Here is a 22237-nt window from a genome sequence, read left to right on the forward strand (position 1 = left end):
TCAGTCTATCAAGCTCCCAATAGTATTATTGGTGAAGAGAACTTGCTTGTTCTTGAAGAGAAATGGCGTAAATTGTACCCTAAGGCGGTTGAGCCCTGGATTAATAATTGGGAAAGGTTATCTGTCTTTTTTCAATATTCCCCAGCCATTAGAAAAATTGTATATACAACCAATACCATTGAGGCATATCATAGGCAGATTCGTAAACTGACCAAGACTAAGGGTGCATTTACCTCTGATAATGCTTTGCTAAAATTGGCTTTTCTATCCATTATGAACATGGATAAACTCTGGAATAAGAAGGTTTTTAGCTGGAAAGAGATTTTATCAGAAATCAGTATTATTTTCGCTGATAGAATCGCTGATGAAGATTTCGAGTTATAAACTCTGGTTGAAAAAACCAGAATTTATAACTCGCTCTAATTACTCCTACATGACACAGTTTAGAAAATACTCCCTTCTTTATTCGCCATTCGCTAATTCACCATTCACTAATTCACTAATTCGCCATTCACTAATTCACCATTCGCTAATTCACCATTCACTAATTCGCCATTCACTCATTCACCATTCACTCATTCACTAATTCGCCATTGATTACTCAACAAAAAACCTCCATCGCCTGAGCAACAGAGGTCTATATATATTTTAGGTTAATTGAAGCTATATTAGGCTAAATGACGTTGTTTGTCTCTCATTTTGAATCCTTTCAGCACTTGTTCTTTGTTAAACGAACCCTCTTTTTCTAATAGCTCTATGTATTCTGCTAATAAATCGAGTAAATTCTTTACATCATTCACAGTTTGATAAAGGCTTAAAGAAATACGGAAGCCGGAGTGTTTTACAGGAACAGCAGGAACTGTTGATGGGCTTAACAAAAAGTCTTTGCTCATCAGGAATTGTGAAAAACGAATCAATAACTCTACACTACCCAGACCAAGGAAGAACTGTGGTGTATGTGCATAATTGATAATAGGTAAATTTAGTTCTTTTGCCTTTTGCTTGAAGACAGTAATTAACTCATTCAGACGCATTTGTCTTTCATAAATTTCGTCTGATAAGTGAATATCAGCAATACATGAAGCGGCAGTGATACCAGCATGTAGGGTAGGAGCCGAGAATCTTAAAGCACCTCCGCAATTATAAACTGTTTGTTTGGTTAGTTTATTCGGGAAAACCAATGCTGAACTGAATGCGCCAAAACCTTTATTCAAAGAGGTAATGACATACATTTTATCATGGCGTGGAATATGGTGCAGGGCATACCCTTTGCCATGTTCGCCAATCCAGCTCATGCCATGTGCATCATCTATATACGCTTTAAATTTATCGTAAGTGTTCAGAAGCGTTTCAATATCTTTCATCGGGGCGGTATCACCGTGCATTGAGTACACGCTATCGGCCATATACCAGATATTGTCATACTTTTCGCTCAACATTTTAATTCTTCTTTCGAGCATATCCATCTGGCTGTGCTTTACCATTTCAACATGGTAGCCATCGGCCTTTAAAGTGCTTACAGCCAGTTGAACGCTCTCATGCACAAACTGGTCCATGATGATGGCATCGTTCCGGCCGATAATTACAGGGAGGTAGGCAAAATGCCCGAGTGTGGTACTTGACGCAAGAAATGTGGGTAAACCAAAAATCTTTTCTAACTTGTCTTCTAATTCAAGGTAATGGTCGAACGACATATACATTCTTGAAATAGAAGTTTGCATGCCGTATTTCCTGATGCCTTCAATTGCTGCTTCTTTTACTCTTTCGTCATTCTCAAACGCAAGATAATTGTTAGACATGAAACTGATATAAGATTTTCCATCTATTGAAATCTTACGGCTTGATTGCTCATCTTGTTGCGCTTTTACCTGAATGAGCCCAAGGTCGCGGGCAGTACTGAAAACGTCATTCACATACAACATTTGTTTTGGCAAATCTTTCATAAAATTGATTTTTAGGTTATCGTAATGGCTAATTTTACTCTAAAATGGGGACTTATTTTCGGATATAAAGATTGTCAAAAAATGTACCAATATTTAGGAAAACCTTTTATAACCGATAAATGGTATGAAATTATGGATAAGTGGAAGAAAAAAAAGCGTTTTGAACATCCGTTTAAAAAGTTTTTAAGTTTTTTTTGTAAAAAAATAAAAATTTGGTATATATTTAGCACGTGTTTTGATAGATGTTAAGCCATGAAACATTCTTGCTAAAACGTTCCGATTAAAACCTTCCTAATTATTTGATAGTCAAGTTTAAAATCTTATCATTGTCAGGAGATTTGAGGACTTTTAATGATGGTGTTTTTTATTGTCCAAACCTTATATAATTGTATTCTGAATTCATGCAAAGGGTTATTACTATATTATTAGGAATATTAGTAATATTCAATATTTATGTGTTCTTACACGAGCAACGCATAGCTCTGCTTGTGGGTACAACCTTGCTAATGCCATTGATTGGCGTTTTTTATGGATTTGCCCGCAAATGGGAAGCTAACGGTGTAGATAAACTGATATATTTAGCCTCTGTTTTGGGGGGATTCTCTGATATTTCGATTTTTCTGAATTATAAAGGTAATGGCGAATTAACACAGATTACCCTGGCTTGTATTGTTCATCTGGTATATATTATTATATTTCAAAAAGAGGGGACACACGTATATAGTCTTGAGAAAAAAAACCTCCTTAAATTAGCCATTCCGGCAGGGTTCGTTTTCTTTTTCTTTGGCTTTGTATTGCTGAAAGTTATCCCTGATACAGTTTTTCTGGTTACGGTACTGTATGCCTTCGAATTATTCGTACTGGTGGTGTTGGGGTACTTCCGCCCTGTGAACAAAAAAAGCTATTGGATAGGGTTTACGGGAGTTACGCTTATTCTGATAAAAGATGTATTTTACAGCGAGTTCCATTTTATCAATCAGAACCCTTATGTGCATTCGTTGATGGATATTACCAATGCCCTTGCCTACTACTGTATCACCTGGGGTATAGCCGTCAATCAGAATGATAAATCATCGGTGCCTAACTATGTAGGTATTGTTTCAAAATTCCTCAGATTTCTGAGAAATACACATATCGTGAAGATGGTTTCTCTCAAAATTCTCAACCTTCGTTACCAGCTTGGTATTATCTACCGAAATTATCTGTCGTAGGAGTGCATACGTCTTCCGAAACTTTTATGTTTTCCTTTTGGTTTAGGAATTAGAATAAAAGTTAAAAAAAATGAATTGGCAGACGATTAACGACGAAAAACAAATAGAGGAAATTAAACAAAAATCATTTGAGAATCCGGTATTAGTGTTTAAACACAGTACCTCTTGTTCTATTAGTTCGGCATCACTGGGCAGAATAGAGCGAGCCTGGGATAAAGAAAAGGCCGGAAATATTGAGCCTTTCTATCTGGATCTGCTTCAATACAGAAGTATTTCAAATAAAATTGCAAAAGATTTTGAGGTAGAACACCAATCGCCGCAGGTATTATTGATTCAGAATGGTGAGTGTACCTACGATGCGTCTCATTTTGAAATCAGATTTGATGAAATTGTGAGCAAGGTAGCATAGATATATCAGAGGGAAGTTTCGGCTTCCCTCTGATTTTTTAAGCCGGTTGGGAAACGTGCCAGTTGAAATTGAATACCTGCTCAATATCGGGGTGTAGGCTTTGGGCTACCGGACAGGTATGCGCAATACGTATATACTTCTGCTTTACTTCTTCGCTTAACTCTTCGGGTGTCTGCATCATAAAGTTTACTTCTATCTTCACAATTCTACGTGGTAATTCTGCCGACATTACTTTGGTTACGGCTACTTCAGAACCTGTAAAGTCAATTTCTTCCCGACGGGCAGCTATACCCATAACCGTCATGGCACAACTACCCAATGACGTTGCGGTAAGGTCGGTAGGAGAGAATGCCTCACCTTTTCCATGATTATCAGTAGGCGCATCGGTAATAATTTCTGTACCGGATTGAATATGAGTGGCTTGCGTGCGAAGCTCGCCAAGATAGATAATTTTTGAGGTAGGCATATGATAAAAAATTAAAGAAATTATCGGTTTTTATGGAATAATACCTCTCAAAATTACGTTGAAATAAAGTATTTCCAAAAAAAATGACATTTCCCTAACAATTTACTTATTTTTAATGTTGCTATTTATAAAAATAATTCTATCTTTAGCTAATAATATCGGTAACAGGTGGACTAAAAATATTTTTCCCGTGAAAATAAGTGTACTTAGTTTAGTGCTTTTGCTTGCGGTAACGAGCAGTTTTGCACAAAGAAGATCTTCCAGAACTCCTGCCCCTGTCGCTAAGGCAGATTCGAAAAAGACAGAAAAGAAGAAGGAAGACTATAAAATGTTTGCTTACGGATTAACTACCAATACTAATTCTGGTTTGTTGGGCGGTCTGGTTGTGCGCCACTCTAAGGCTATCGGCACTTATAAATGGAATCCTGTTCACCAATACATTGCGTTTGAAGCGGTAAATATCAAAAACCCGAAAGAAAAATCGGAGCCTACCAGTATTGCTAACCGTTTTATTTATGGCAAGAGAAACTATTTCTTCTCGCTCCGCCCTGAATATGGCCGTGAGGTAGTATTCTTCAAGAAAAATGGTGATGATGGTATAGGTATCAGTGTAATTGCTGCCGCCGGACCTTCATTGGGTATTCAGAAGCCCTATTATATCAAATATGACCGCAACGGTCGTGGTGCAGTAGATGTGGTACAATTTGACCCGAATATTCATAAAGAACTGAACCGTATTCAGGGTTCGGCAGGTATCTGGCAGGATTTTTTCGTAGGAATGAAAATGATACCGGGTGTACACGTAAAATTAGCTGCAAATATCGACATGAATACTTTCGGCAATAACCTGACAGGCTTTGAGATAGGTATTACTACCGAGCTTTTCAGTAAAACTCCTGAGATTATGTCGAACCAATTGACTACCAATTCACGTTTCTATAGTGCAGGTTATCTGACAATCTATTTTGGCAATAAAAAACAGAAGAAGGCCAAGTAATCTGCCGGAAATTGTTTCTGCAACAGTATTAATTTAATACTTTTGTAGCTTCTTAGGGCTTTAAGCCCCACACTTTAGTTTTTAAAAACATGATAGATACACCCGTTGTAAGTACCGAACAACGAACTCGCCGCCCAGACTGGTTGAGGGTAAAGCTACCTATTGGCGAAAATTTCAAAAAAGTACGTAGTTTGGTTGACGAGCATAAGTTGCATACCATTTGCCAGTCGGGTAATTGCCCTAATATGGGCGAATGCTGGGGCGAGGGTACGGCTACTTTTATGATTTTAGGAAATGTATGTACCCGTAGTTGTACATTCTGTGCAGTAGCAACAGGCCGCCCTAATGAATATGATACAGACGAACCACGTCGTGTGGCAGAAGCCATTCAGTTGATGCAGGTAAAACATGCCGTGATTACGTCGGTAAACCGTGATGAATTGAAAGACAAAGGTGCTGAAATATGGTATCAGACTGTAAGGGCAGTAAAGACACAGTCGCCACAAACTACCATTGAAACGTTGATTCCGGATACCAAAAGTAACTGGGAAGCGCTATACCGGATGATTTCGGCAGGGCAGGAGGTTGTTTCGCACAATATGGAAACAGTAGAACGTTTATACCGTAATGTTCGTCCGCAAGCCAAGTATGCCCGCAGTTTAGAACAGACCCGCAGAACCAAAGAATTTGGCAAACGTACCAAATCGGGTATTATGTTAGGTTTGGGTGAAACAAAAGAAGAGGTTTTCAAGGCAATGGATGATTTGGCTGAAAATGGACTGGATATTCTGACGCTGGGTCAATACCTGCAACCAACCAAGATGCACCACGAGGTAATAGAATTTATACATCCTGATACCTTTGCCATGTATAAAGAAGAAGGTTTGAGAAGAGGGCTGAAATATGTAGAGTCAGGGCCGTTGGTTCGTTCAAGCTACCATGCCGAAAGACATGTACATGTATAGAGATTAGGTTATTTTAGATATTTTTTTGTGGAAAACCCCATACCCCAACCCCTCTCCCCAACTGTGGGGAGAGGGGCTTTTTTGTTCCCTTCCCTATTGTTGGGACGGACACCACACGGAAGAGTTAGGAAAATGAGGTTTTATTAAAATAGAAATGGTTTTAATAATGGATAGATGGAATTAATGAAGCATTACGATTACATTATCTGCGGCGGTGGCATGGCCGGACTTTCGTTGGCTTACTATTTGAAAAAAAGTAAGTTAGCCGATAAATCTATCCTGATTATTGAGCCGGAGGATAAAAATACCAACGACCGCACCTGGGCATTCTGGGAAAATGTTCCTAATACGTTTGAAAATATTCTGTATAGAAAATGGGATGCCGTACAACTGATAGATTTGGAAGGATATGCGCAAAAACTTGAAATGGGTGATTACAAATATAAACTACTAAGGGGGATTGATTTTTATGCCTTTGTGATTGGAGAACTACAAAAGTGCGGAGGTGTAGCGTGGCTGAAAGACACAGTAAAGCAAATAAGAGAAGAAACAAACGTTGCTATTGTAGAAACAAATAGTGGTGAAATTTTACAGGCAGATTTTGTTTTTGACAGTACTTACCGCCTTAACCTGAATCTCGGGTATAATCATAACCTGCTTCAACATTTCAAAGGCTACATCATTCAGACAAAAAAGCCTTGCTTTAATCCGGCCCTTCCGGTAATGATGAATTTCAATATTGAACAAAAGGGCGATTGCCGTTTTATGTATCTATTACCTTTTGACGAACATACTGCACTGATAGAATACACACTTTTCAGCGAAAAACTATTGCCTGATGGTGAGTATGACAGCGAGTTAAAGAAATATATAAACGAGCAGTTACAACTGGACGAATACACCATTCAGGAAGAAGAGTTTGGAATTATACCCATGAGTGATGTAGCAACGCAGGAGTTTCCAAGTAAGCATGTGGTACGCATAGGTACAGCAGGTGGGTATACTAATGCCGCCACAGGATATACTTTTCAGAATACCCAGCGCAAATTAAAAAAGTTGGTTGAAAGTCTGGAGCAAACGGGCTCACCTCAGGTAAAAGAAAACTGGTGGAAGGGGCGTTTCAGGTTATATGCCAGTGTATTATTGAATGTACTGGAGCAAAAAAGGCATCCTGCTGCTGAGGTTTTTGTGAGATTATACCATAAAAATCCTCCGGCAAGGGTTTTCAGTTTTTTAGATGGCGATACTAATCTATGGGAAGAACTAAAAATCATGAATACAGTGCCTAAAATGAAGTTTATTGCCGCAACAGGCACAGTCATTATCAGGAAAATCAAAGCCAGATTTAGCGGTCAACCTCGCCCATCACAATATCAATAGAACCGATAGCGGCTATTAAATCAGCAATCATTCCGCCACGGGCAATTTCAGGTAATACAGAAAGATTATTGAACGAACATGCCCGGGCTTTTACTCTGACTGGTACATCTGAACGCCCATCTGTACGGAAAAAGAAGCCTAATTCACCCTTGGTACTTTCGGCACGTGCATAGAAGTCCATCTTTGCCGGACGTATTTTTTTAGGTACTAACGCCTGTGGGTCAAACTCTTTGGTGCGTTTATGTTCTTTAGTCAGTTTTTCTAAACACTGTTCTACAATTCTGATAGACTCGTGGCACTCTAATACACGCACATAATTTCTATCCCAACAGTCGCCCACTTTTCCCATATCTCCTTTACCAATAGGTATATCAAAATCAATTTCAGGATAAACCGAATAGCCATCTACTCTGCGTAAATCCCAGCGTAAGCCTGAGCCTCTCAGTACAGGCCCTGTGCAACCATAGTTGATGGCAACAGGTAGCGGTAAGACGGCTACATTGGCCGTACGGTTGATAAAGATATGGTTTTCAATAACCAGTTGCTGCAATTCAGTGAGTTTGGGTTTCAGGTAATCAATCAATGATTTACATCGGTCTTCAAATCCTACGGGCAGGTCGTAGAAAAGGCCACCAACCCAAATATAATTATAGAGCATCCTGGCACCTGTTGTCCATTCAAGCAGGCGCATAATATGTTCTCTGTCACGAAAAAGCCAAAGAAATGGTGTATAAGCACCAATATCAAGCGCATAAGTGCCAATGGCAATAAAATGAGAAGCAATGCGGTTAAGTTCGGCTACCAGCACTCGAATATATTCTACTCTTTTCGGAATATCCTTGTCAATACCCAGCATTTTTTCTACACCCATCACATAAGCGTGTTCCGAGTTCATGGCCGCCAGATAATCCATTCTGTCAACATAAGGAATAATCTGATTGAAAGGCAGACTCTGGGCATGTTTTTCAAAACAACGGTGTAGATACCCTAAGTGCGGTATCACATCTACCACAATCTCGCCATCGGTTACTACTTCCAGACGTAGTACACCATGCGTAGAGGGGTGCTGAGGCCCTAAGTTCAGAATCATTTCTTCCGAATGCAGATTCTCGGATTTATACTTGTTGGGTTCTGAAATAGTTAAATTTTCAGGGCGATATTTATATTGGACAGACTTCAAAATACAATGGTGATAGTTTCAGTAAGAACAAATTAGCGCAGCTTAACCAATTATTTTTTCAAAAGTACAAAAATATTGCTTACTGAACGCTCTCCGGCATGGTCAAATATTTTATTGTCAGATGGGTAATTGACTACCCCATTTTCAGGCTGACCTGCAATATACATGGTGGTTGAGCCGCCGCCATCAAAGTTAATGGCATCTTTACATTTGAGCGCACGGGCAAGGCTTGTTAATTCAGGCAAGGTCATGCCATACGATTCACTGCTTCGGCCATCAACGGTTATGAGTAATAGTTTTTTATTTTTAGTGATACAGGCACAGGTTCGAGGGTGGCGGTTATCGTTAAAAGCATTTTTCTCTAAAGCTTGTGTAACCCCATTCAGCAAAAGCAAAGGGCCCGTAAGCAATACGTTTTCTTCAGTTAATTCTTTTTCCCAACCACTTTTGTTTACGCCTTTAATAATACGCACTTTGTTCTGATGAATCGAAACTGCCGCAATCGCATGGGTAGGTAGTCGAGGTACATTCACTACACGAGTAGTATCCATCACTTTGCCATCAATTTTCAGAAAATCAACGGCGCCACCGTTTTTGGTATCAAAAAATCCGGCATTAACTGCTGCAATGGCCTGATTTTGAGACGCTATTTTACTGGTTGGCAATAGTAGCCTTTTAGCTGTATTATCGGTTTTCTTTTCATCGGCAGCTGCCAGACCGAATTTTATTTTTTTGTTTTTGAGTGGTGTTTCCAGAATATTTATCATCTGGTTAGATTCAAATACATCTTTCTGGTCGAAATGATAACTTTTCCAGAGAATACGATTCCCGAGAGGCTGTGTTTTCCAGTTGGTAATGCTGATAATGAGCGAATCGACAGATTGTACCCGTTGGGCAATACAAATCTGGCTAACCAACAAAAGACCTAAGATTTTGTTATACATTTGAAACGATAATTTTGCCAAAAGTACTTATGGAGCACATTCTTCCCAAAGAATTTTACGAAAAATATGATACCCTTACCTTATCTGAAAAACTATTAGGTTGCACAATGGTGCACGAAAGCCCGGAGGGACGTACCTCGGGTATCATTGTTGAAACGGAAGCCTATCTCCACAACGACCCTGCCTGCCATGCGTACCGGAAAAAAAGCACAAGAAATGCCGCCATGTTTGAAGGCGCAGGCGTTTCTTACGTCTATCTCATTTATGGCATGTATCATTGCTTTAATATTGTAAGCGGTGAGAAAGATATAGGCGAAGCGGTATTGGTACGGGCTTTAGAGCCTGTAGAGGGCATAGAACTGATGCAAAAAAGACGGGGAACAACACAACTCAAAAACCTTTGCAGTGGCCCGGCAAAACTGGTAAAAGCAATGGGAATTACGCCTGATTTTAACTTCTTGCCTGTTTATGCTGATGGGTTTTACTGCCTTCCTCCCAAAGACGATAATTTTGAGGTAGTAACTACTACCCGTATTGGTATTACCCAAGGAACGGATTTGCTTTACCGATTTTATATCAAAGGCAATAAGTTTGTGAGTAAATTGGGGTAATGATTTTCCTTATATATCTCGTAGAGGTTCAGAATTTTGAACCCCTATGAGATATGCAAATGTTGTATGATATTACTCTGCCGTAACCCAACCCGATTTGGGAGATTTAATAGTGTATTTCAGAGAGACTTTATATTCTCTGACTGGTGCCAGATTAAGCCTCCATTTGACTTTTCCGGTGTCGGTATTGATTTCTGCTTCCGGTGCTTCTTTTTCGTCAATGCTTACCTCTCTGTTACTTGAAGTTGGAAACTGGTCTTCTATAATCAGATTAATCGGTTCGTTTTTCGTATTGCGGGCTATAATTTCATAAGAAAATTGCTCGGTTTTGTTTGAACCCAATGCCTGTTTTTTCTGATAGCTCTTCAATTTAGTGCGGCTGACAATCACGTTTTTATCTCGCCCAAACGATAAACTCAAAGTGTCTTTGTTAGACAAATCCAGCGTTGATTTACCTAAAAAAGTATTGTCGATAAACAAACTTGCTTCTCCGGGTAATAGTTTATACTTTTCCCAGTCAATAATATGTGCATGCAAAAATACATCCGTATCAATTTTGGGTACACAAAAATGCTCAAAAACAGCCGGAATACTTTCTGCTTTGATTTCAGCAGTCGTTACTTTGCCATCTGAGAGAATTGTATAAGGAATCAGAATATCAAATGTTTGGCTGGTTGGAGCATCCCGTTCAGTAATATCTAAAGGAATAGTTCTTTTACTGAAGTCTCGGTCATTATCTATAGATAAACCCGCAACTTTTCCACTCAAGCCCCCACCATACCCTGTTATAACTACCTCATTTAATTGTTTTGCATCGTCATCTAAAACTGCATCTATCCGATTGGAAGAAATAGTTTTTTCCTCAGTTTTGTAACCAACTGATGAGAAAACTAAAGTGGCATGTTTGCCATAAAATGTAGGGGGAATGGTTAACCTATAATTCCCATTAGCATCGGTTGTAGTTCCTAAAGTTGTTCCTTTTAAGTAAACACTCGCACCAGGAATTCCTACCTTATTCGCTCTTTCTGTTACACGCCCCCAAACTTCAGACTGGTTGGCGTTTATAATTTGGCTCTCTTTTTCTTCCACATTGTTGTAATAATTACTGTAATCATTTCTTTCGCCCAAAACCCATTTTTGTAGCACAGGGGCTGTGCCACTTTTATAAGGGTTGGCAGTTGAAAGACTGAGTTTCACCTCTTTCCAATCTTCACCCGAGTATTGAAAGATATTGGCTTTATAAGCAAGCTTGACAGGTTGATTAAGTTTTTCGATTCTGAAATCATAGGTAGGTGTCCAGCCTGCATTTTTTACAAAATACGCAATTGATACAGGAGCCTGGTTAACAGGCTCTTTGGCTAATACCGTAACCACTATTTCAGACATCTGTACATCTTTCCTGGCATTGATGTCTGTTAGTTGCTGATTCAGTTTTTTAATTTCTTCTTCTAATTTCTGAATATTTTTTTCAAATTCCAGTTTCTTCATTAAAACCTCCTGCATACGCTGACGTTGGTATTCGACACTTTCTTTTAAATCAGCTACTTTCATACCTGCTTGCAAGCTGCCCACTACCTGATTTTTGAGCAGCATATCTTCTTCTCGTTTGAAAAGCAAAAGGTTATTTTCTTCTATGTTTATTTTATCTTCAATCAACCTTTTCTGGTTTTCAATTTTAGTAATTTCTTCCTGTTGTGCTTTATCTAACAGATTGCCCAACTGATGTGTAACAGACAGAATCGTAAATCTGCTTTCGCTTTTTACCTGAATACTTTGTTTATTAATCTGTGGCGAAATCCCTTTAAAAAGCAGTTCGGTTTTGCCTATCGGCAAAGAAACCTGCGCCGAACGGGTAATTTGCGCACCATTCAGAAAAACTTTTACATTTTCAATTTTAGACTGAACAGGTGTTGACTGCGCCCACAGCAAAGGGCTAATCAAACAGAGTAAGAGAATTTTTTTCATAAGAATTGTTTTTTTTCTATTTGATGCAGCCGTGAGTGTTATTCCATAAAACTTTTGGTATTTATTTATGTATTGGTTTTAAGTTTAATAAGTATTACTCTCTATCTTTGCTATACTCTTATATTTTTATTGTCTGTGATTAACCTCTTCAAACCATGCGCAGCATTTTACTTTCTGTTCTATCTTTTATTGTTTGTATGGCTTCTTTTGCACAAAAAATCAGTTATCGGATTCCTGATGATTATGAGAATGATATCAGCCAGCAAGATTATAAAAGAATTGTAGACCTTGCAGTACCCATAGTGGCAAAAAAATATGCCATTGAATCAATAAAAGAAGGAACGATTAATCTGAAAAAAGGACAAGATTTAAGTGCCCTGAATCTCCATAATCTTATTTTACGTTGTATCGAGATAAAGAATAAATCGGCTTGGGGAAAGGTAATTCAGGACCATTTTAACAGACTTTTTGGTGATTTAGAAACACAGAGAACAATAAACCCCAACGACTTTGAATCAATCAGACAATACCTGAGTATCAGGATTTACCCTGCCGAAATGATTCAGACAAATGGTGGTCCCTCGCTTTTTGTGTATAAAACTGACCTTTCGGGAACTTATACCTTGCTGATGCTTGATTTGCCAAATTCTTTTATTCCTGTTGAGAAAAAAATAGCTGATGTATGGAAGAAAAGTGAGGCAGAGTTATTCAGCATAGCCATCGCTAATATCAATAAACAACCCATGACCAAAGAGACTAAAGTTATTCCGTTTGAGGGTAATAAATTTGAGATAAGTTTTATAGAGAATGAAAATTACGCAGCCAGTTATGCATTAGATGTATCGAACAATTCGGCTGGATTTATTGGAGAATGGGGTTCGGTTGTGTCAATTCCCAATAAAGGAATTGCAAATTTTTATAAGCTGAATAAAGATAATGCTGTTGGTTTTGTCAAGTATATTCAGATGATGAAACCTGTAACCGAGCAGTTTTATGCCCAGCATCAACAACCAGTTTCTGACCAGTTTTTCTGGTATTATAAGGGAAAGTTTACAAAAATAATGGTACAGGTCGATAATAGAGGTATTATTAATGTCATTCCTCCTCTTGGTTTGTCAGAATTGATGACATCTAAAAAGTAGTGCTCAAATCATGGCTAAAATAAGGACAAGCCTTTAAAATGAAATTTATTCTCTATTTTTTGTTTTGTTTTTCAGGTGCAGGGTATTGTTTTGCTCAATCCGATACTATTAATATAATACTTGAAAGGTCGTTTGTGGCTTTATCTGACAGTATTCTTAGCAATAATGATGTAAATAATGAATTATCGGTAATTTATGAACAAGCCAGAAACAAGAAAATTGTGGCGGTAGGAGAGGTAACCCACGGTACCACAGAGGTATTAGCTTTTCAGAAACTGATTGCTACAAATCTTGTAAAATTACATGATTTTAACTGCGTTGTTTTAGGTGAGATTTCGATGCTGGATTCGTACAAAATCAATGATTTTGTTGTAAACCAAAACGGAAGTATAGATGATTTGAGCATAGGAGCCAAAGCGGAAATGATAGAAGTAGCGTATCGACAACCAGACTTGTTACATTTTTATGATTGGATAAGAAATTTTAATAAAAGCAGAGCTTTTAAAGACAAAGTATGGGTGATAGGGACAGATATAGACGAACCCCAAGAAATTATCAGCTTTGTGCAAAAACATTGTCAACAGCATAAAATCGTTCATGCAACCGCTGTACTTGAAGAATTGACTCTTCATTTAAAGAAAGTACAGAACTCAAGTAAAAAGTATATTCACAAGATTGTTGAAAGTACTAATCAACTAATCATTATTCTTGAAAATAGCAGGAGTGAAGCTGATGCTATAAATCTAAAGATAGATCTGATGATTCACGTTTTGAAGTTACTGCCACAGTTAGTGGCTTTTTCAGCTAATACAGATTTGACCTATAAAATACGGGATAAGTTTATTTTTGAGAATATAAGCTGGCTGACTGACTCGTGTAAAAAAGAAAAACTCGTAATTATAAAAGCCCATAATTTCCATATCAACAAAAAAACGATTTATACTGAAATATTTGGGAAATTTCCAACTTTTGGAGAGTACCTGAGTAAACGATATCAGAAAGACTACCTGAGCATAGGTACAGAAGTACAACAAGGCCGGTTTTATACCGGAGCTTCTACTCCTTCAAAATTGCTCAACACAAAAATAAGATAGGCACAATGATAGGGGCAGGCACAAAGGCACAGTATGGGGTATTATTTTGTGATAGTTTAACAAAGGAGTTCCTAAATAAAAATCCTTACTTTACTACCTATGGCACTGTTAACTATAAGTCTTCTTTATTGATAAACACTAAAGGAATGCTCGGCGATGCTTTTGATGCCTTGATTTTTATCAGAAACTCTACACCATATCGTTCAGAAAAATAGTAGTTTTTATCTTTTACAAACGTTCCATTAGTTTCTTTACTATTACTTTTTTCCATTCCACAAAGTCGCCTGCTAAGATATGTTCACGAGCCTGGCCTACCAGCCAGAGGTAAAAAGTCAGGTTATGTATACTTGCCACCTGCGCAGCTAATATTTCATCACATTTTACCAGGTGGCGTAAATAAGCCTTGCTATAAAACGTACTGGTATAACCTCCTAAGTTCTCATCAATCGGACTGTAATCATCTTTCCATTTTTCATTTCTGATATTGATAATTCCCTGCGTGGTAAACAACATTCCATTGCGGGCGTTGCGGGTAGGCATTACACAATCAAACATATCTATACCTAAAGCAATACTTTCAAGAATGTTTTCTGGTGTGCCTACACCCATCAAGTAACGGGGTTTGTCTTGTGGGAGAATATCATTTACGTAATCAATGGTTTCGTACATTTTTTCGGCAGGCTCGCCTACGGCTAATCCACCGATGGCATTGCCTTCCCGATTTTGTCCGGCTATAAACTCGGCCGATTGGATACGTAAGTCTTTATAGACACTGCCTTGTACTATAGGGAAGAGTGTTTGTGAATAGCCATACAAACCCTCAGTAGCATCAAAACGGTCGCAACAGCGTTTAAGCCAGCGATGGGTCATTTCCATCGACTTTTTGGCATAGTTATAATCGCAGGGGTAGGGGGCACATTCATCAAATGCCATAATAATATCAGCACCAATTACCCGTTGAATATCCATGACACTTTCGGGGGTAAACAAATGTCTTGACCCATCAATATGTGACTGGAATTTAACCCCTTCTTCCGAAATCTTCCGAATGTCTTTCAAAGAGAACACCTGATACCCGCCCGAATCAGTCAGGATAGGTTTAGTCCAGCCGTTGAATTTATGTAAACCGCCTGCACGCTCGAGAATGTCAAGACCCGGGCGCAGGTATAAGTGGTAAGTATTACCCAGAATAATCTGGGCATGAATATCGTTTTCTAATTCTCTCTGATGAACAGCTTTTACGGTTCCGGCTGTACCCACAGGCATAAAAATAGGGGTTAATATCTCGCCGTGGTCGGTAGTAATTTTTCCGGCTCTTGCTTTAGAAGCGCTATCAGTTTTTTGTAATTCATATTTCATGCTACAAAAATACGAAAGATTCAGATTAATTGTAGTTTTATATCAGTCTGTAATATGGCAGAGTGTAATGCGTTTATGAAATAGAATTATTATCTTTGTATTGATTCTATTCGAGCCCTCATGGAAAAATTAATTAAGGAATTTCTTCATGCCGAAAACATGTACCAGACACGTCGGCATTTTTTAAATACTTGTACCACCGGATTAGGAGTAGCAGCTTTAAGCTCTCTGATGGGTGGTTGTTTTCCGAAAAAATCGGGTGAGAATCAGGCAATGACTGACCCTACTTTACCTAAAACGCCTCATTTTGCACCAAAGGTCAAGAGAGTTATTTACATTCACATGGCCGGAGCTCCTTCGCAGTTAGAGTTATTTGATTATAAGCCTGAACTACAGAAATATGATGGCAGAGACTGTCCGCAGGAGTTTTTAGAGGGTAAAAAGTTTGCGTTTATCAGAGGCGTTCCTAAAATGTTAGGGCCATTGGCTCAATTTAATCAGCATGGACAATCGGGGGCATATATTTCAGATTTTATGCCTTATCTGCCCGAAGTAGCCGATGAGTTGACCTTTCTGAAAGCCATGTACACCGACCAGTTTAACCATGCGCCTGCCCAATTGCTGATGCACACGGGTAGTCCAAGGTTGGGTCGTCCGAGTCTGGGTTCATGGGCGATGTATGGTTTGGGTACAGAAAATCAGAATCTGCCGGGATTTATTGTATTGGCATCGGGTGGCAGAAGCCCTGATGCAGGGAAGAGCGTATGGGGAAATGGTTTTCTGCCTTCTATCTATCAAGGGGTACAATGTAGAACAGGTGCCGACCCTGTATTATATGTGTCAGACCCTCATGGCATGAGCCGGGACATCAGGAAGCAGACCATTGAGGCGATTAATGAAATTAACAGACAACAATACGAAGAGGTACAAGACCCTGAAATATTAACCCGTATTTCTCAGTACGAAATGGCATTCAGAATGCAGATGTCGGTACCGGAAGTAATGGACATCAGCAAAGAACCTGAATGGGTACGCAATATGTACGGAGCAGAGGTAGGCGATGCCTCTTTTGCTAACAATTGTCTTTTAGCCAGGCGACTGGTAGAAAATGGGGTGCGCTTCGTTCAGCTATTTCATTGGGGTTGGGATGCGCATGGAACAGACCAGAGATTATCGTTAGATGGTGGATTTAAGGAATTATGCCAGATAACTGACCGTGCTGTAACAGGCCTGCTGAAAGACCTGAAAATGCGTGGATTGCTTGACGAAACCCTTGTAGTATGGGGCGGAGAGTTTGGCAGAACCCCCATGCAGGAAAACCGTGACGGACAAACTCTACCTTTCAAAGGCCGTGACCACCATTTAGATGCGTTTACGGTATTTATGGCAGGCGGTGGCTTGAAAAAGGGTATAAGTTTAGGCGAAACCGACCCATTGGGCTATTATGGTATAAAAGACCGTACGCATGTACACGACTTGCAGGCAACCATTCTACATCTATTAGGCTTCGACCATGAAAAACTGACTTATTTCTTCCAGGGCCGTCCATTCCGTTTGACGGATGTGGCAGGGAAAGTGATAAAACCGATATTGAGTTAGGAATGGTGAGTGAGCGGGTTGTGAATAATAGAGACGATTAGTTCGCTGTGCTATTGCTATACGTCTCTATTTGTAAAATTAATTTGCTTGACAAAAAATGAAAAACATACTACTATTTGCTATTTTTAGCGTTTCTACAATTACTGCCCATAGCCAAAATAATTTAGAAAAGATAAGTGCCTCTATTCTTAACGAGGGTAAAAAACTTTACAAATCAGAAATGGCTTCTTGGTACGGCACAGATGTTCTTCTGGCAAAATACGAGAATAAAAGACAGAATACGAGAGGATACTTTTCTTATATGGATGGTTCAGTAGCTAAATGCCTGTTTTTTTCGAAAGCCGAGACTCCTAAAGTAATTTTAACCATTGCCTTTGATAGTACTTATAATACCAATACAGCACTTGTTGATACTTCTGCAAGGAGTTTTTCAAGCAAAGAAAAAGATCTGTATACTATAAGACAAACAGCATTTAGCACCCTAACAACTGATACGCTGTTTAAGAGATACATGAAGACCAATTTAAATATTATTCCTTTGATAGATAAGGGCGAAAAGAAAGTATATATTCTTACTGGGCCTGAAAACAATGGCGTAGTGATTTTTGGAAATGATTATTTATTGACTTTTGATAACCAGAATAAGTTAATTGAGAAGAAGAAATTGCATAAAAGTTTAATCTCCATGCCTTTTAATGGTGAAGAAGATGCTATGAGCATGCATACACATCTGAAAGAAATGGAAGATTATATAACACCTACCGACATTTGCACGCTTTTATTATATGGGAAATTTGCCAAATGGAAACAACATATTGTTGTTTCAGACAAATATGTCAGTGTATGGGATTGCAAAACAGAAAAACTGGCTATCTTAACCAAAGAGGCTTGGGAGAAAATTTATAAAGGCGATAACAAGAATTAACGTCATCACATCTCACACAGTTCAATATAATGCCCGTCAGGGTCAGTCAGGAATAATTGTTTGACGCCATCAGGGCGGAGCTTAATAGGCATATATTCTGTTCCTGAATCTTTTATATGCTTTTCAGCCTGTAAAATATCGGTTACTTCTAAGCAAAAATGATTGCCTCTGATACCCGTTGAAGTGCCATTTTCTTCTCTGCCAATTAAATGTAACTCACGGTTGGCACCCAAGCTAAACCATCTGACCGGATAATCGAAATCAGGGATAGGGATTTCGGGCAGGTCAAGTACGTTTGCATAAAAATCAGCACTGCGTTCTACATTACTTACCTGTAAGGCTACATGATTGAATGCCTTGATAGATAACTTATTATCCATAAAACAGAAGAAAATTCAATAATTGATAACAAAACTTAATCCTGCAAAGCTAAATAAATCTTGCGAATAGGGCTATCATTTTTGGTCGCCCTTTTGTTTTTTTGTAACTTGCAGCATGGAAAAGTTTGTAGTTTCAGCGCGTAAGTATCGTCCTATTACTTTCGACACAGTTGTAGGACAATCTCATATCACCACTACTCTGCAAAATGCTATCAGAACCAATCATCTGGCTCAGGCATTTTTGTTTTGCGGGCCACGTGGGGTAGGGAAAACTACCTGTGCCAGAATTTTAGCTAAAACTATCAACTGCCAGAACCTAACCGAAGACATTTCTCCTTGTAATGAGTGCGAGTCGTGCAAGAGTTTCAATAACAATGCTTCATTCAATATTCACGAGTTAGATGCTGCTTCTAATAATTCAGTAGAAGACATCAGAAACCTGACTGACCAGGTGAGGTTTCCACCCCAGTACGGTAAATACAAAGTATATATCATAGATGAGGTGCATATGCTTTCGCAGGCGGCTTTTAATGCTTTCCTGAAAACATTAGAAGAACCTCCAAGCTATGCCATTTTTATTCTGGCTACTACCGAAAAACATAAGATTCTGCCTACTATTTTGAGCCGTTGTCAGATTTTTGATTTCAACCGGATTCAGATAAAAGACATGGCTGACCATCTGGCTAATGTGGCCAATAAAGAGCAGATAAAAGCAGATTATCAGGCTCTGGAACTTATAGCCCAGAAAGCTGATGGCGGGTTGCGTGATGCGCTATCGATGTTTGACCTGAACGTAACTTTTGCGGCAGGTAATGAACTGACTTATAAATCAGTTTTAGATAACCTGCATATTCTGGATTATGATTACTATTTCAGAATGACCGACCACCTATATAGTGGTGATATAAGCGGTGCCTTGTTGTTATATAATGAGATATTAGAAAAAGGGTTTGACGGACATCAGTTTGTAGTAGGACTGAATGAGCATTTCAGAAACCTGATGGTAAGCAAAGACCAGCAGACTGTCAAATTATTGCAGGTAGCTGAATCGACTCAGAGACGTTATTTAGCGCAATCGGGTAAATTGCCATTGGGTTATATTTTATCATCGTTAAGTGTTGGGAGCCATTTAGATATTAACTATAAATCGGCTAAGAATCAACGTTTACATGTAGAGATTGGTTTGATGAAACTCTCGCAGATTCAGCAGGTATTAAACCTGAGTGAGTTATCAGGTAGTACCTCTGAAGAAAAAAAAAAGAGTAACGTAGCACCGGCTTCTGTTCCGGCAAGCCCACAGCTGGTAGTCCAGAATACTGTAAACCAGCCTGTGAGTGTTACACCTACTATTACCAATATTCCTCCGTCTGTTCCGGTAGTTACTACACAGGTAAAAAGTGAGCCGCTTGTGGTAGCTACGCCAAGACCTAATTTTACGCCTTCAAAGTTTAAATCGACTCATGTTGACATAGATTTGCCTTCTTCTGGCGTACAGAATAATCCCATCAATGAGCCTGCTGTCAGCAATATCAGTACAAATAAAAGTTTTACCTTAGAGCAATTGAGGAAAGAGCTACATACTTTCGCCGATTCACGCAATAATGCTACCATAGAGGTAATGCTGAAACGTGAATTTAATCTGGTAGAGGGGCATATACTGAAATTGAGACTGGATAACCAAGTGCAAATGGATTTGCTGACACAAATGAAACAGGATTTAGCTGTGTATCTTCGTCAGCAATTACAAAACAGCACCCTTCAGATTGCCGCAGAAATTGTAGAATCTCAGATAGAAAGACGCCCTTATACGGCTCAGGAGAAATTTGAATACCTTGCCAATAAAAACCCTGCTCTATGGGATTTGAAGGAGAAATTGGGGATGGATTTGGTGTTTTAAGAATTGTTGTATTCAGTAAGTCTCTAAAGATTCATGGAAACTAAAGAAAAACCGAAAAGAGCAAAAAAAGTAGAGAAGGTAAAAACTTATAAGACAGTTGAAGAAACTTTTAATGCTAAACATGAAGCCGCTCGAAAATTTATTGAATCTGTAGATTTATCTCAAATAATTGCCTTACACCCCCCTAAAAATTCATAGCCGTTAAAGCTGCTCTTGCTTTGTTGTCTATAGAGGTTTTGTATTCATGACGTTTGTAAGAAATGGCTTTTTCAAACGCATTTTTTGCTTTTAATTTCTGATTCTTCTCCTGATAGATATAGCCTAATTGCAAGGCTGCACTTGCCCCAAAATGCCATTGTGCCTCTTTATATTTATCTGTCAATAAAATAGCTCTTTCGTAGTAGGCAATAGCCTTATCTGACTGCTCGGTTTTATGATAAACCCTTGCTATTCTGTAATTAAAATCTGCTTTATCTTTGGGTAAACTAAACGTATTCTCTGACAGATTTTCGGCTTCATTTAAGGCTTGAGCATAATAACCTGCATCAAAATAAAGTCTGATTTTAATAAGCGATTTATTGGGGAGTGTATGGGTCTTGTTGTAATTCTCATAAAATTTCTGTGCAGCTTTGTCTGACTCTGCAATGGTACTGCCTGCTACCGGAATCTTATGGATATAGGTTAAGCCTTTTTTTTCATCACCACCTAACCAACTGCATAGAAAGAGTTTATAGTAAGTATCTTTTAAAAAGGCTTTGCCTTTAAAATTCCGGATATAATTAGCGTAAAATGTGCTTGCCTGCTGATAATTGCCTTTAAAAAGATTGATTTCACCTTTGTATAGCTCAAATACAGGAAAATACAAATAAGAAGCATTGTAAGGGCTTTTGCGGATTAGCTGAACTGCCTGCTCGGTGCGTCCCCATTTCAGTGAAATAGCAGTTGCCAGAAAATTGAGGTTCAGGTTATCTTCATGGGTTTCTACTGCCTGTAGCAATGCTTCATTCACTTTATCAGTATAAGGCAGAATATAAGCCTGAATAAAAAACTGGCAAAAACTGGTTTCCAGTCCCCATGTTTTGTCGTGAGAAGCTGATTCTAATTCTTTTAACCCTTGTTGAATATTGCCTTTTAATCCTAAAAAACTGGTAACCCATTTCTGATTTTCGGGAATAGAACCAACCAGAATATGCAAACAACCAATTGATTTAAGATTAGGTAAAAACTTGGGAAAAAGTTTCTGATTTTCTTCTAATAGCCGATATGCCTGAATAATGTTCCAGGCTGCTTTTACCTCATGCCCGAAGCGGATTTTGAGCAGTGCCCAGTGAATTTTGAGTTCGGCTCTCAGAAAACGGTTATAGGGTGATTTTTTATCTGTTTCTTCAATGAGGTCTAATCGTTCATCTTCTTTATCTACCAATTGCTCATAGGCATCTTCGTCTTCTGAATTGAGCAATTCTACCATATCGGCATAGTTTTCAGTATATACCCTGAAAGGATTCTTCGGGTTTTCTCTGGTGAGCAGGTCTCTTCCGGTTTGTACCCTTAGTTTGAAGATTTCGGCATAGGCTTTTTGTATATTGGGTGTAAAGTCGGCATCTGATGCAAAAGCCGGAACTGAGAGCAGCAGTAATAAACCTACTCTGATAATAGCGAATAAGGATAAAATAGTAATATGACGGATTTCTGACACTACACCTTAATTTTAATGAAACAAAAAAGCCAAATCTTCGTATCATTGAAAATTTGGCTTTTCATGGCAAAAAG

At 38.7% G+C, this 22237-nt stretch carries 22 protein-coding genes; 14 read left to right on the plus strand and 8 right to left on the minus strand.

Features of this window, described 5'->3' with window-relative positions; all coding sequences use genetic code 11:
• On the plus strand, window positions 1–384 hold a 384-nt coding region (locus EWM59_RS24490; protein ID WP_130019702.1), incomplete at its 5' end, for a transposase.
• 284 nt (window positions 385–668) lie between these two features.
• Here the strand turns inward: EWM59_RS24490 and EWM59_RS24495 are convergent.
• Window positions 669–1943, minus strand: a complete 1275-nt coding sequence (locus EWM59_RS24495; protein WP_130023876.1) for an aminotransferase class I/II-fold pyridoxal phosphate-dependent enzyme — start codon at window positions 1941–1943, stop codon at window positions 669–671.
• A gap of 401 nt (window positions 1944–2344) precedes the next feature.
• Here EWM59_RS24495 and EWM59_RS24500 point away from each other — a divergent pair, with 401 nt between their 5' ends.
• Both EWM59_RS24500 and ytxJ read left to right on the plus strand, forming a co-directional pair.
• Window positions 2345–3154, plus strand: a complete 810-nt coding sequence (locus EWM59_RS24500) for a hypothetical protein (RefSeq protein ID WP_130023877.1) — start codon at window positions 2345–2347, stop codon at window positions 3152–3154.
• A 70-nt stretch (window positions 3155–3224) separates the two neighbouring features.
• The gene (gene ytxJ / locus EWM59_RS24505) at window positions 3225–3563 is read left to right on the plus strand and encodes a bacillithiol system redox-active protein YtxJ (protein ID WP_130023878.1); all 339 of its coding nucleotides are present in this window, start codon (window positions 3225–3227) and stop codon (window positions 3561–3563) included.
• A 37-nt stretch (window positions 3564–3600) separates the two neighbouring features.
• Here ytxJ and EWM59_RS24510 read toward each other — a convergent pair whose 3' ends face one another.
• Window positions 3601–4029, minus strand: a complete 429-nt coding sequence (locus EWM59_RS24510) for an OsmC family protein (protein WP_130023879.1) — start codon at window positions 4027–4029, stop codon at window positions 3601–3603.
• Between the two features lie 190 nt (window positions 4030–4219).
• Between EWM59_RS24510 and EWM59_RS24515 the strand changes: the two genes are divergently transcribed.
• From EWM59_RS24515 to EWM59_RS24525, 3 genes are all read left to right on the plus strand, one after another.
• Window positions 4220–5026, plus strand: a complete 807-nt coding sequence (locus EWM59_RS24515; RefSeq protein ID WP_130023880.1) for a hypothetical protein — start codon at window positions 4220–4222, stop codon at window positions 5024–5026.
• 89 nt (window positions 5027–5115) lie between these two features.
• Entirely contained in the window at window positions 5116–5991 is an 876-nt protein-coding gene (gene lipA / locus EWM59_RS24520; protein ID WP_130023881.1) for a lipoyl synthase, read from the plus strand.
• Window positions 5992–6165: 174 nt separating this feature from the next.
• Window positions 6166–7371 (plus strand): lycopene cyclase family protein, encoded by a 1206-nt coding sequence (locus EWM59_RS24525; RefSeq protein WP_310587897.1) that lies wholly within the window; start codon window positions 6166–6168, stop codon window positions 7369–7371.
• Here the strand turns inward: EWM59_RS24525 and EWM59_RS24530 are convergent.
• Window positions 7337–8554, minus strand: coding sequence for an NADH-quinone oxidoreductase subunit D (locus EWM59_RS24530; RefSeq protein ID WP_130023882.1), 1218 nt, complete (start codon window positions 8552–8554; stop codon window positions 7337–7339). The genes EWM59_RS24525 and EWM59_RS24530 overlap by 35 nt on opposite strands.
• A 47-nt stretch (window positions 8555–8601) precedes the next feature.
• A complete protein-coding gene (locus EWM59_RS24535) occupies window positions 8602–9495 on the minus strand; it encodes a phosphodiester glycosidase family protein (RefSeq protein WP_130023883.1) in 894 nt (297 codons plus the stop codon).
• 29 nt (window positions 9496–9524) lie between these two features.
• Between EWM59_RS24535 and EWM59_RS24540 the strand changes: the two genes are divergently transcribed.
• Complete coding sequence (locus EWM59_RS24540; protein WP_130023884.1) at window positions 9525–10106, plus strand: DNA-3-methyladenine glycosylase; 582 nt, start codon at window positions 9525–9527, stop codon at window positions 10104–10106.
• 72 nt (window positions 10107–10178) lie between these two features.
• Here EWM59_RS24540 and EWM59_RS24545 read toward each other — a convergent pair whose 3' ends face one another.
• The gene (locus EWM59_RS24545) at window positions 10179–12071 is read right to left on the minus strand and encodes a mucoidy inhibitor MuiA family protein (protein ID WP_130023885.1); all 1893 of its coding nucleotides are present in this window, start codon (window positions 12069–12071) and stop codon (window positions 10179–10181) included.
• Window positions 12072–12226: 155 nt separating this feature from the next.
• On the opposite strand from EWM59_RS24545, the gene EWM59_RS24550 reads away from it, so the two are divergent.
• Genes EWM59_RS24550 through EWM59_RS27850 form a run of 3 tightly spaced genes read left to right on the plus strand, consistent with a single transcriptional unit; the run spans window position 12227 to window position 14522 of the window.
• Window positions 12227–13213, plus strand: coding sequence for a DUF1444 domain-containing protein (locus tag EWM59_RS24550; protein ID WP_130023886.1), 987 nt, complete (start codon window positions 12227–12229; stop codon window positions 13211–13213).
• 38 nt (window positions 13214–13251) lie between these two features.
• Window positions 13252–14307: an erythromycin esterase family protein gene (locus EWM59_RS24555; protein WP_130023887.1), complete on the plus strand. Its 1056-nt coding sequence runs from the start codon at window positions 13252–13254 to the stop codon at window positions 14305–14307.
• 5 nt (window positions 14308–14312) lie between these two features.
• Window positions 14313–14522, plus strand: a complete 210-nt coding sequence (locus tag EWM59_RS27850; RefSeq protein WP_165372288.1) for a hypothetical protein — start codon at window positions 14313–14315, stop codon at window positions 14520–14522.
• A 13-nt stretch (window positions 14523–14535) separates the two neighbouring features.
• Here the strand turns inward: EWM59_RS27850 and tgt are convergent, their stop codons facing one another.
• On the minus strand, window positions 14536–15666 hold the full coding sequence (gene tgt / locus EWM59_RS24560) for a tRNA guanosine(34) transglycosylase Tgt (RefSeq protein WP_130023888.1): 1131 nt from the start codon (window positions 15664–15666) through the stop codon (window positions 14536–14538).
• 120 nt (window positions 15667–15786) lie between these two features.
• On the opposite strand from tgt, the gene EWM59_RS24565 reads away from it, so the two are divergent.
• Together EWM59_RS24565 and EWM59_RS24570 are read left to right on the plus strand one after the other, a co-directional pair.
• Window positions 15787–17265, plus strand: a complete 1479-nt coding sequence (locus EWM59_RS24565) for a DUF1501 domain-containing protein (RefSeq protein ID WP_130023889.1) — start codon at window positions 15787–15789, stop codon at window positions 17263–17265.
• A 97-nt stretch (window positions 17266–17362) separates the two neighbouring features.
• Complete coding sequence (locus tag EWM59_RS24570) at window positions 17363–18190, plus strand: hypothetical protein (protein ID WP_130023890.1); 828 nt, start codon at window positions 17363–17365, stop codon at window positions 18188–18190.
• Between the two features lie 5 nt (window positions 18191–18195).
• On the opposite strand, the gene EWM59_RS24575 is transcribed toward EWM59_RS24570, so the two are convergent.
• Complete coding sequence (locus EWM59_RS24575; protein WP_130023891.1) at window positions 18196–18570, minus strand: VOC family protein; 375 nt, start codon at window positions 18568–18570, stop codon at window positions 18196–18198.
• Window positions 18571–18685: 115 nt separating this feature from the next.
• Here EWM59_RS24575 and EWM59_RS24580 point away from each other — a divergent pair, with 115 nt between their 5' ends.
• Together EWM59_RS24580 and EWM59_RS27855 are read left to right on the plus strand one after the other, a co-directional pair.
• A complete protein-coding gene (locus EWM59_RS24580) occupies window positions 18686–20467 on the plus strand; it encodes a DNA polymerase III subunit gamma/tau (RefSeq protein ID WP_130023892.1) in 1782 nt (593 codons plus the stop codon).
• Between the two features lie 33 nt (window positions 20468–20500).
• The gene (locus tag EWM59_RS27855; protein WP_165372289.1) at window positions 20501–20665 is read left to right on the plus strand and encodes a hypothetical protein; all 165 of its coding nucleotides are present in this window, start codon (window positions 20501–20503) and stop codon (window positions 20663–20665) included.
• Here EWM59_RS27855 and EWM59_RS24585 read toward each other — a convergent pair.
• Entirely contained in the window at window positions 20652–22163 is a 1512-nt protein-coding gene (locus EWM59_RS24585) for a tetratricopeptide repeat protein (RefSeq protein ID WP_130023893.1), read from the minus strand. The genes EWM59_RS27855 and EWM59_RS24585 overlap by 14 nt on opposite strands.
• Window positions 22164–22237: the final 74 nt, after the last annotated feature.

Source organism: Emticicia agri (genome assembly GCF_004168285.1).
GTDB classification, from domain to species: Bacteria; Bacteroidota; Bacteroidia; order Cytophagales; family Spirosomataceae; genus Emticicia; species Emticicia agri.

Bases quoted from the DNA above. Each gene is read 5' to 3' on its own strand.
- EWM59_RS24570 (WP_130023890.1), top strand. From the start codon at position 17,363: ATGAAAAACATACTACTATTTGCTATTTTTAGCGTTTCTACAATTACT.
- EWM59_RS24555 (WP_130023887.1), top strand. From the start codon at position 13,252: ATGAAATTTATTCTCTATTTTTTGTTTTGTTTTTCAGGTGCAGGGTAT.
- EWM59_RS24495 (WP_130023876.1), bottom strand. From the start codon at position 1,943: ATGAAAGATTTGCCAAAACAAATGTTGTATGTGAATGACGTTTTCAGT.
- EWM59_RS24525 (WP_310587897.1), top strand. From the start codon at position 6,166: ATGGAATTAATGAAGCATTACGATTACATTATCTGCGGCGGTGGCATG.
- EWM59_RS24580 (WP_130023892.1), top strand. From the start codon at position 18,686: ATGGAAAAGTTTGTAGTTTCAGCGCGTAAGTATCGTCCTATTACTTTC.
- EWM59_RS24500 (WP_130023877.1), top strand. From the start codon at position 2,345: ATGCAAAGGGTTATTACTATATTATTAGGAATATTAGTAATATTCAAT.
- EWM59_RS24545 (WP_130023885.1), bottom strand. From the start codon at position 12,071: ATGAAAAAAATTCTCTTACTCTGTTTGATTAGCCCTTTGCTGTGGGCG.
- EWM59_RS24575 (WP_130023891.1), bottom strand. From the start codon at position 18,570: ATGGATAATAAGTTATCTATCAAGGCATTCAATCATGTAGCCTTACAG.
- EWM59_RS24540 (WP_130023884.1), top strand. From the start codon at position 9,525: ATGGAGCACATTCTTCCCAAAGAATTTTACGAAAAATATGATACCCTT.
- lipA (WP_130023881.1), top strand. From the start codon at position 5,116: ATGATAGATACACCCGTTGTAAGTACCGAACAACGAACTCGCCGCCCA.
- EWM59_RS27855 (WP_165372289.1), top strand. From the start codon at position 20,501: ATGGAAACTAAAGAAAAACCGAAAAGAGCAAAAAAAGTAGAGAAGGTA.
- EWM59_RS24565 (WP_130023889.1), top strand. From the start codon at position 15,787: ATGGAAAAATTAATTAAGGAATTTCTTCATGCCGAAAACATGTACCAG.
- EWM59_RS27850 (WP_165372288.1), top strand. From the start codon at position 14,313: ATGATAGGGGCAGGCACAAAGGCACAGTATGGGGTATTATTTTGTGAT.
- tgt (WP_130023888.1), bottom strand. From the start codon at position 15,666: ATGAAATATGAATTACAAAAAACTGATAGCGCTTCTAAAGCAAGAGCC.
- ytxJ (WP_130023878.1), top strand. From the start codon at position 3,225: ATGAATTGGCAGACGATTAACGACGAAAAACAAATAGAGGAAATTAAA.
- EWM59_RS24510 (WP_130023879.1), bottom strand. From the start codon at position 4,029: ATGCCTACCTCAAAAATTATCTATCTTGGCGAGCTTCGCACGCAAGCC.
- EWM59_RS24535 (WP_130023883.1), bottom strand. From the start codon at position 9,495: ATGTATAACAAAATCTTAGGTCTTTTGTTGGTTAGCCAGATTTGTATT.
- EWM59_RS24550 (WP_130023886.1), top strand. From the start codon at position 12,227: ATGCGCAGCATTTTACTTTCTGTTCTATCTTTTATTGTTTGTATGGCT.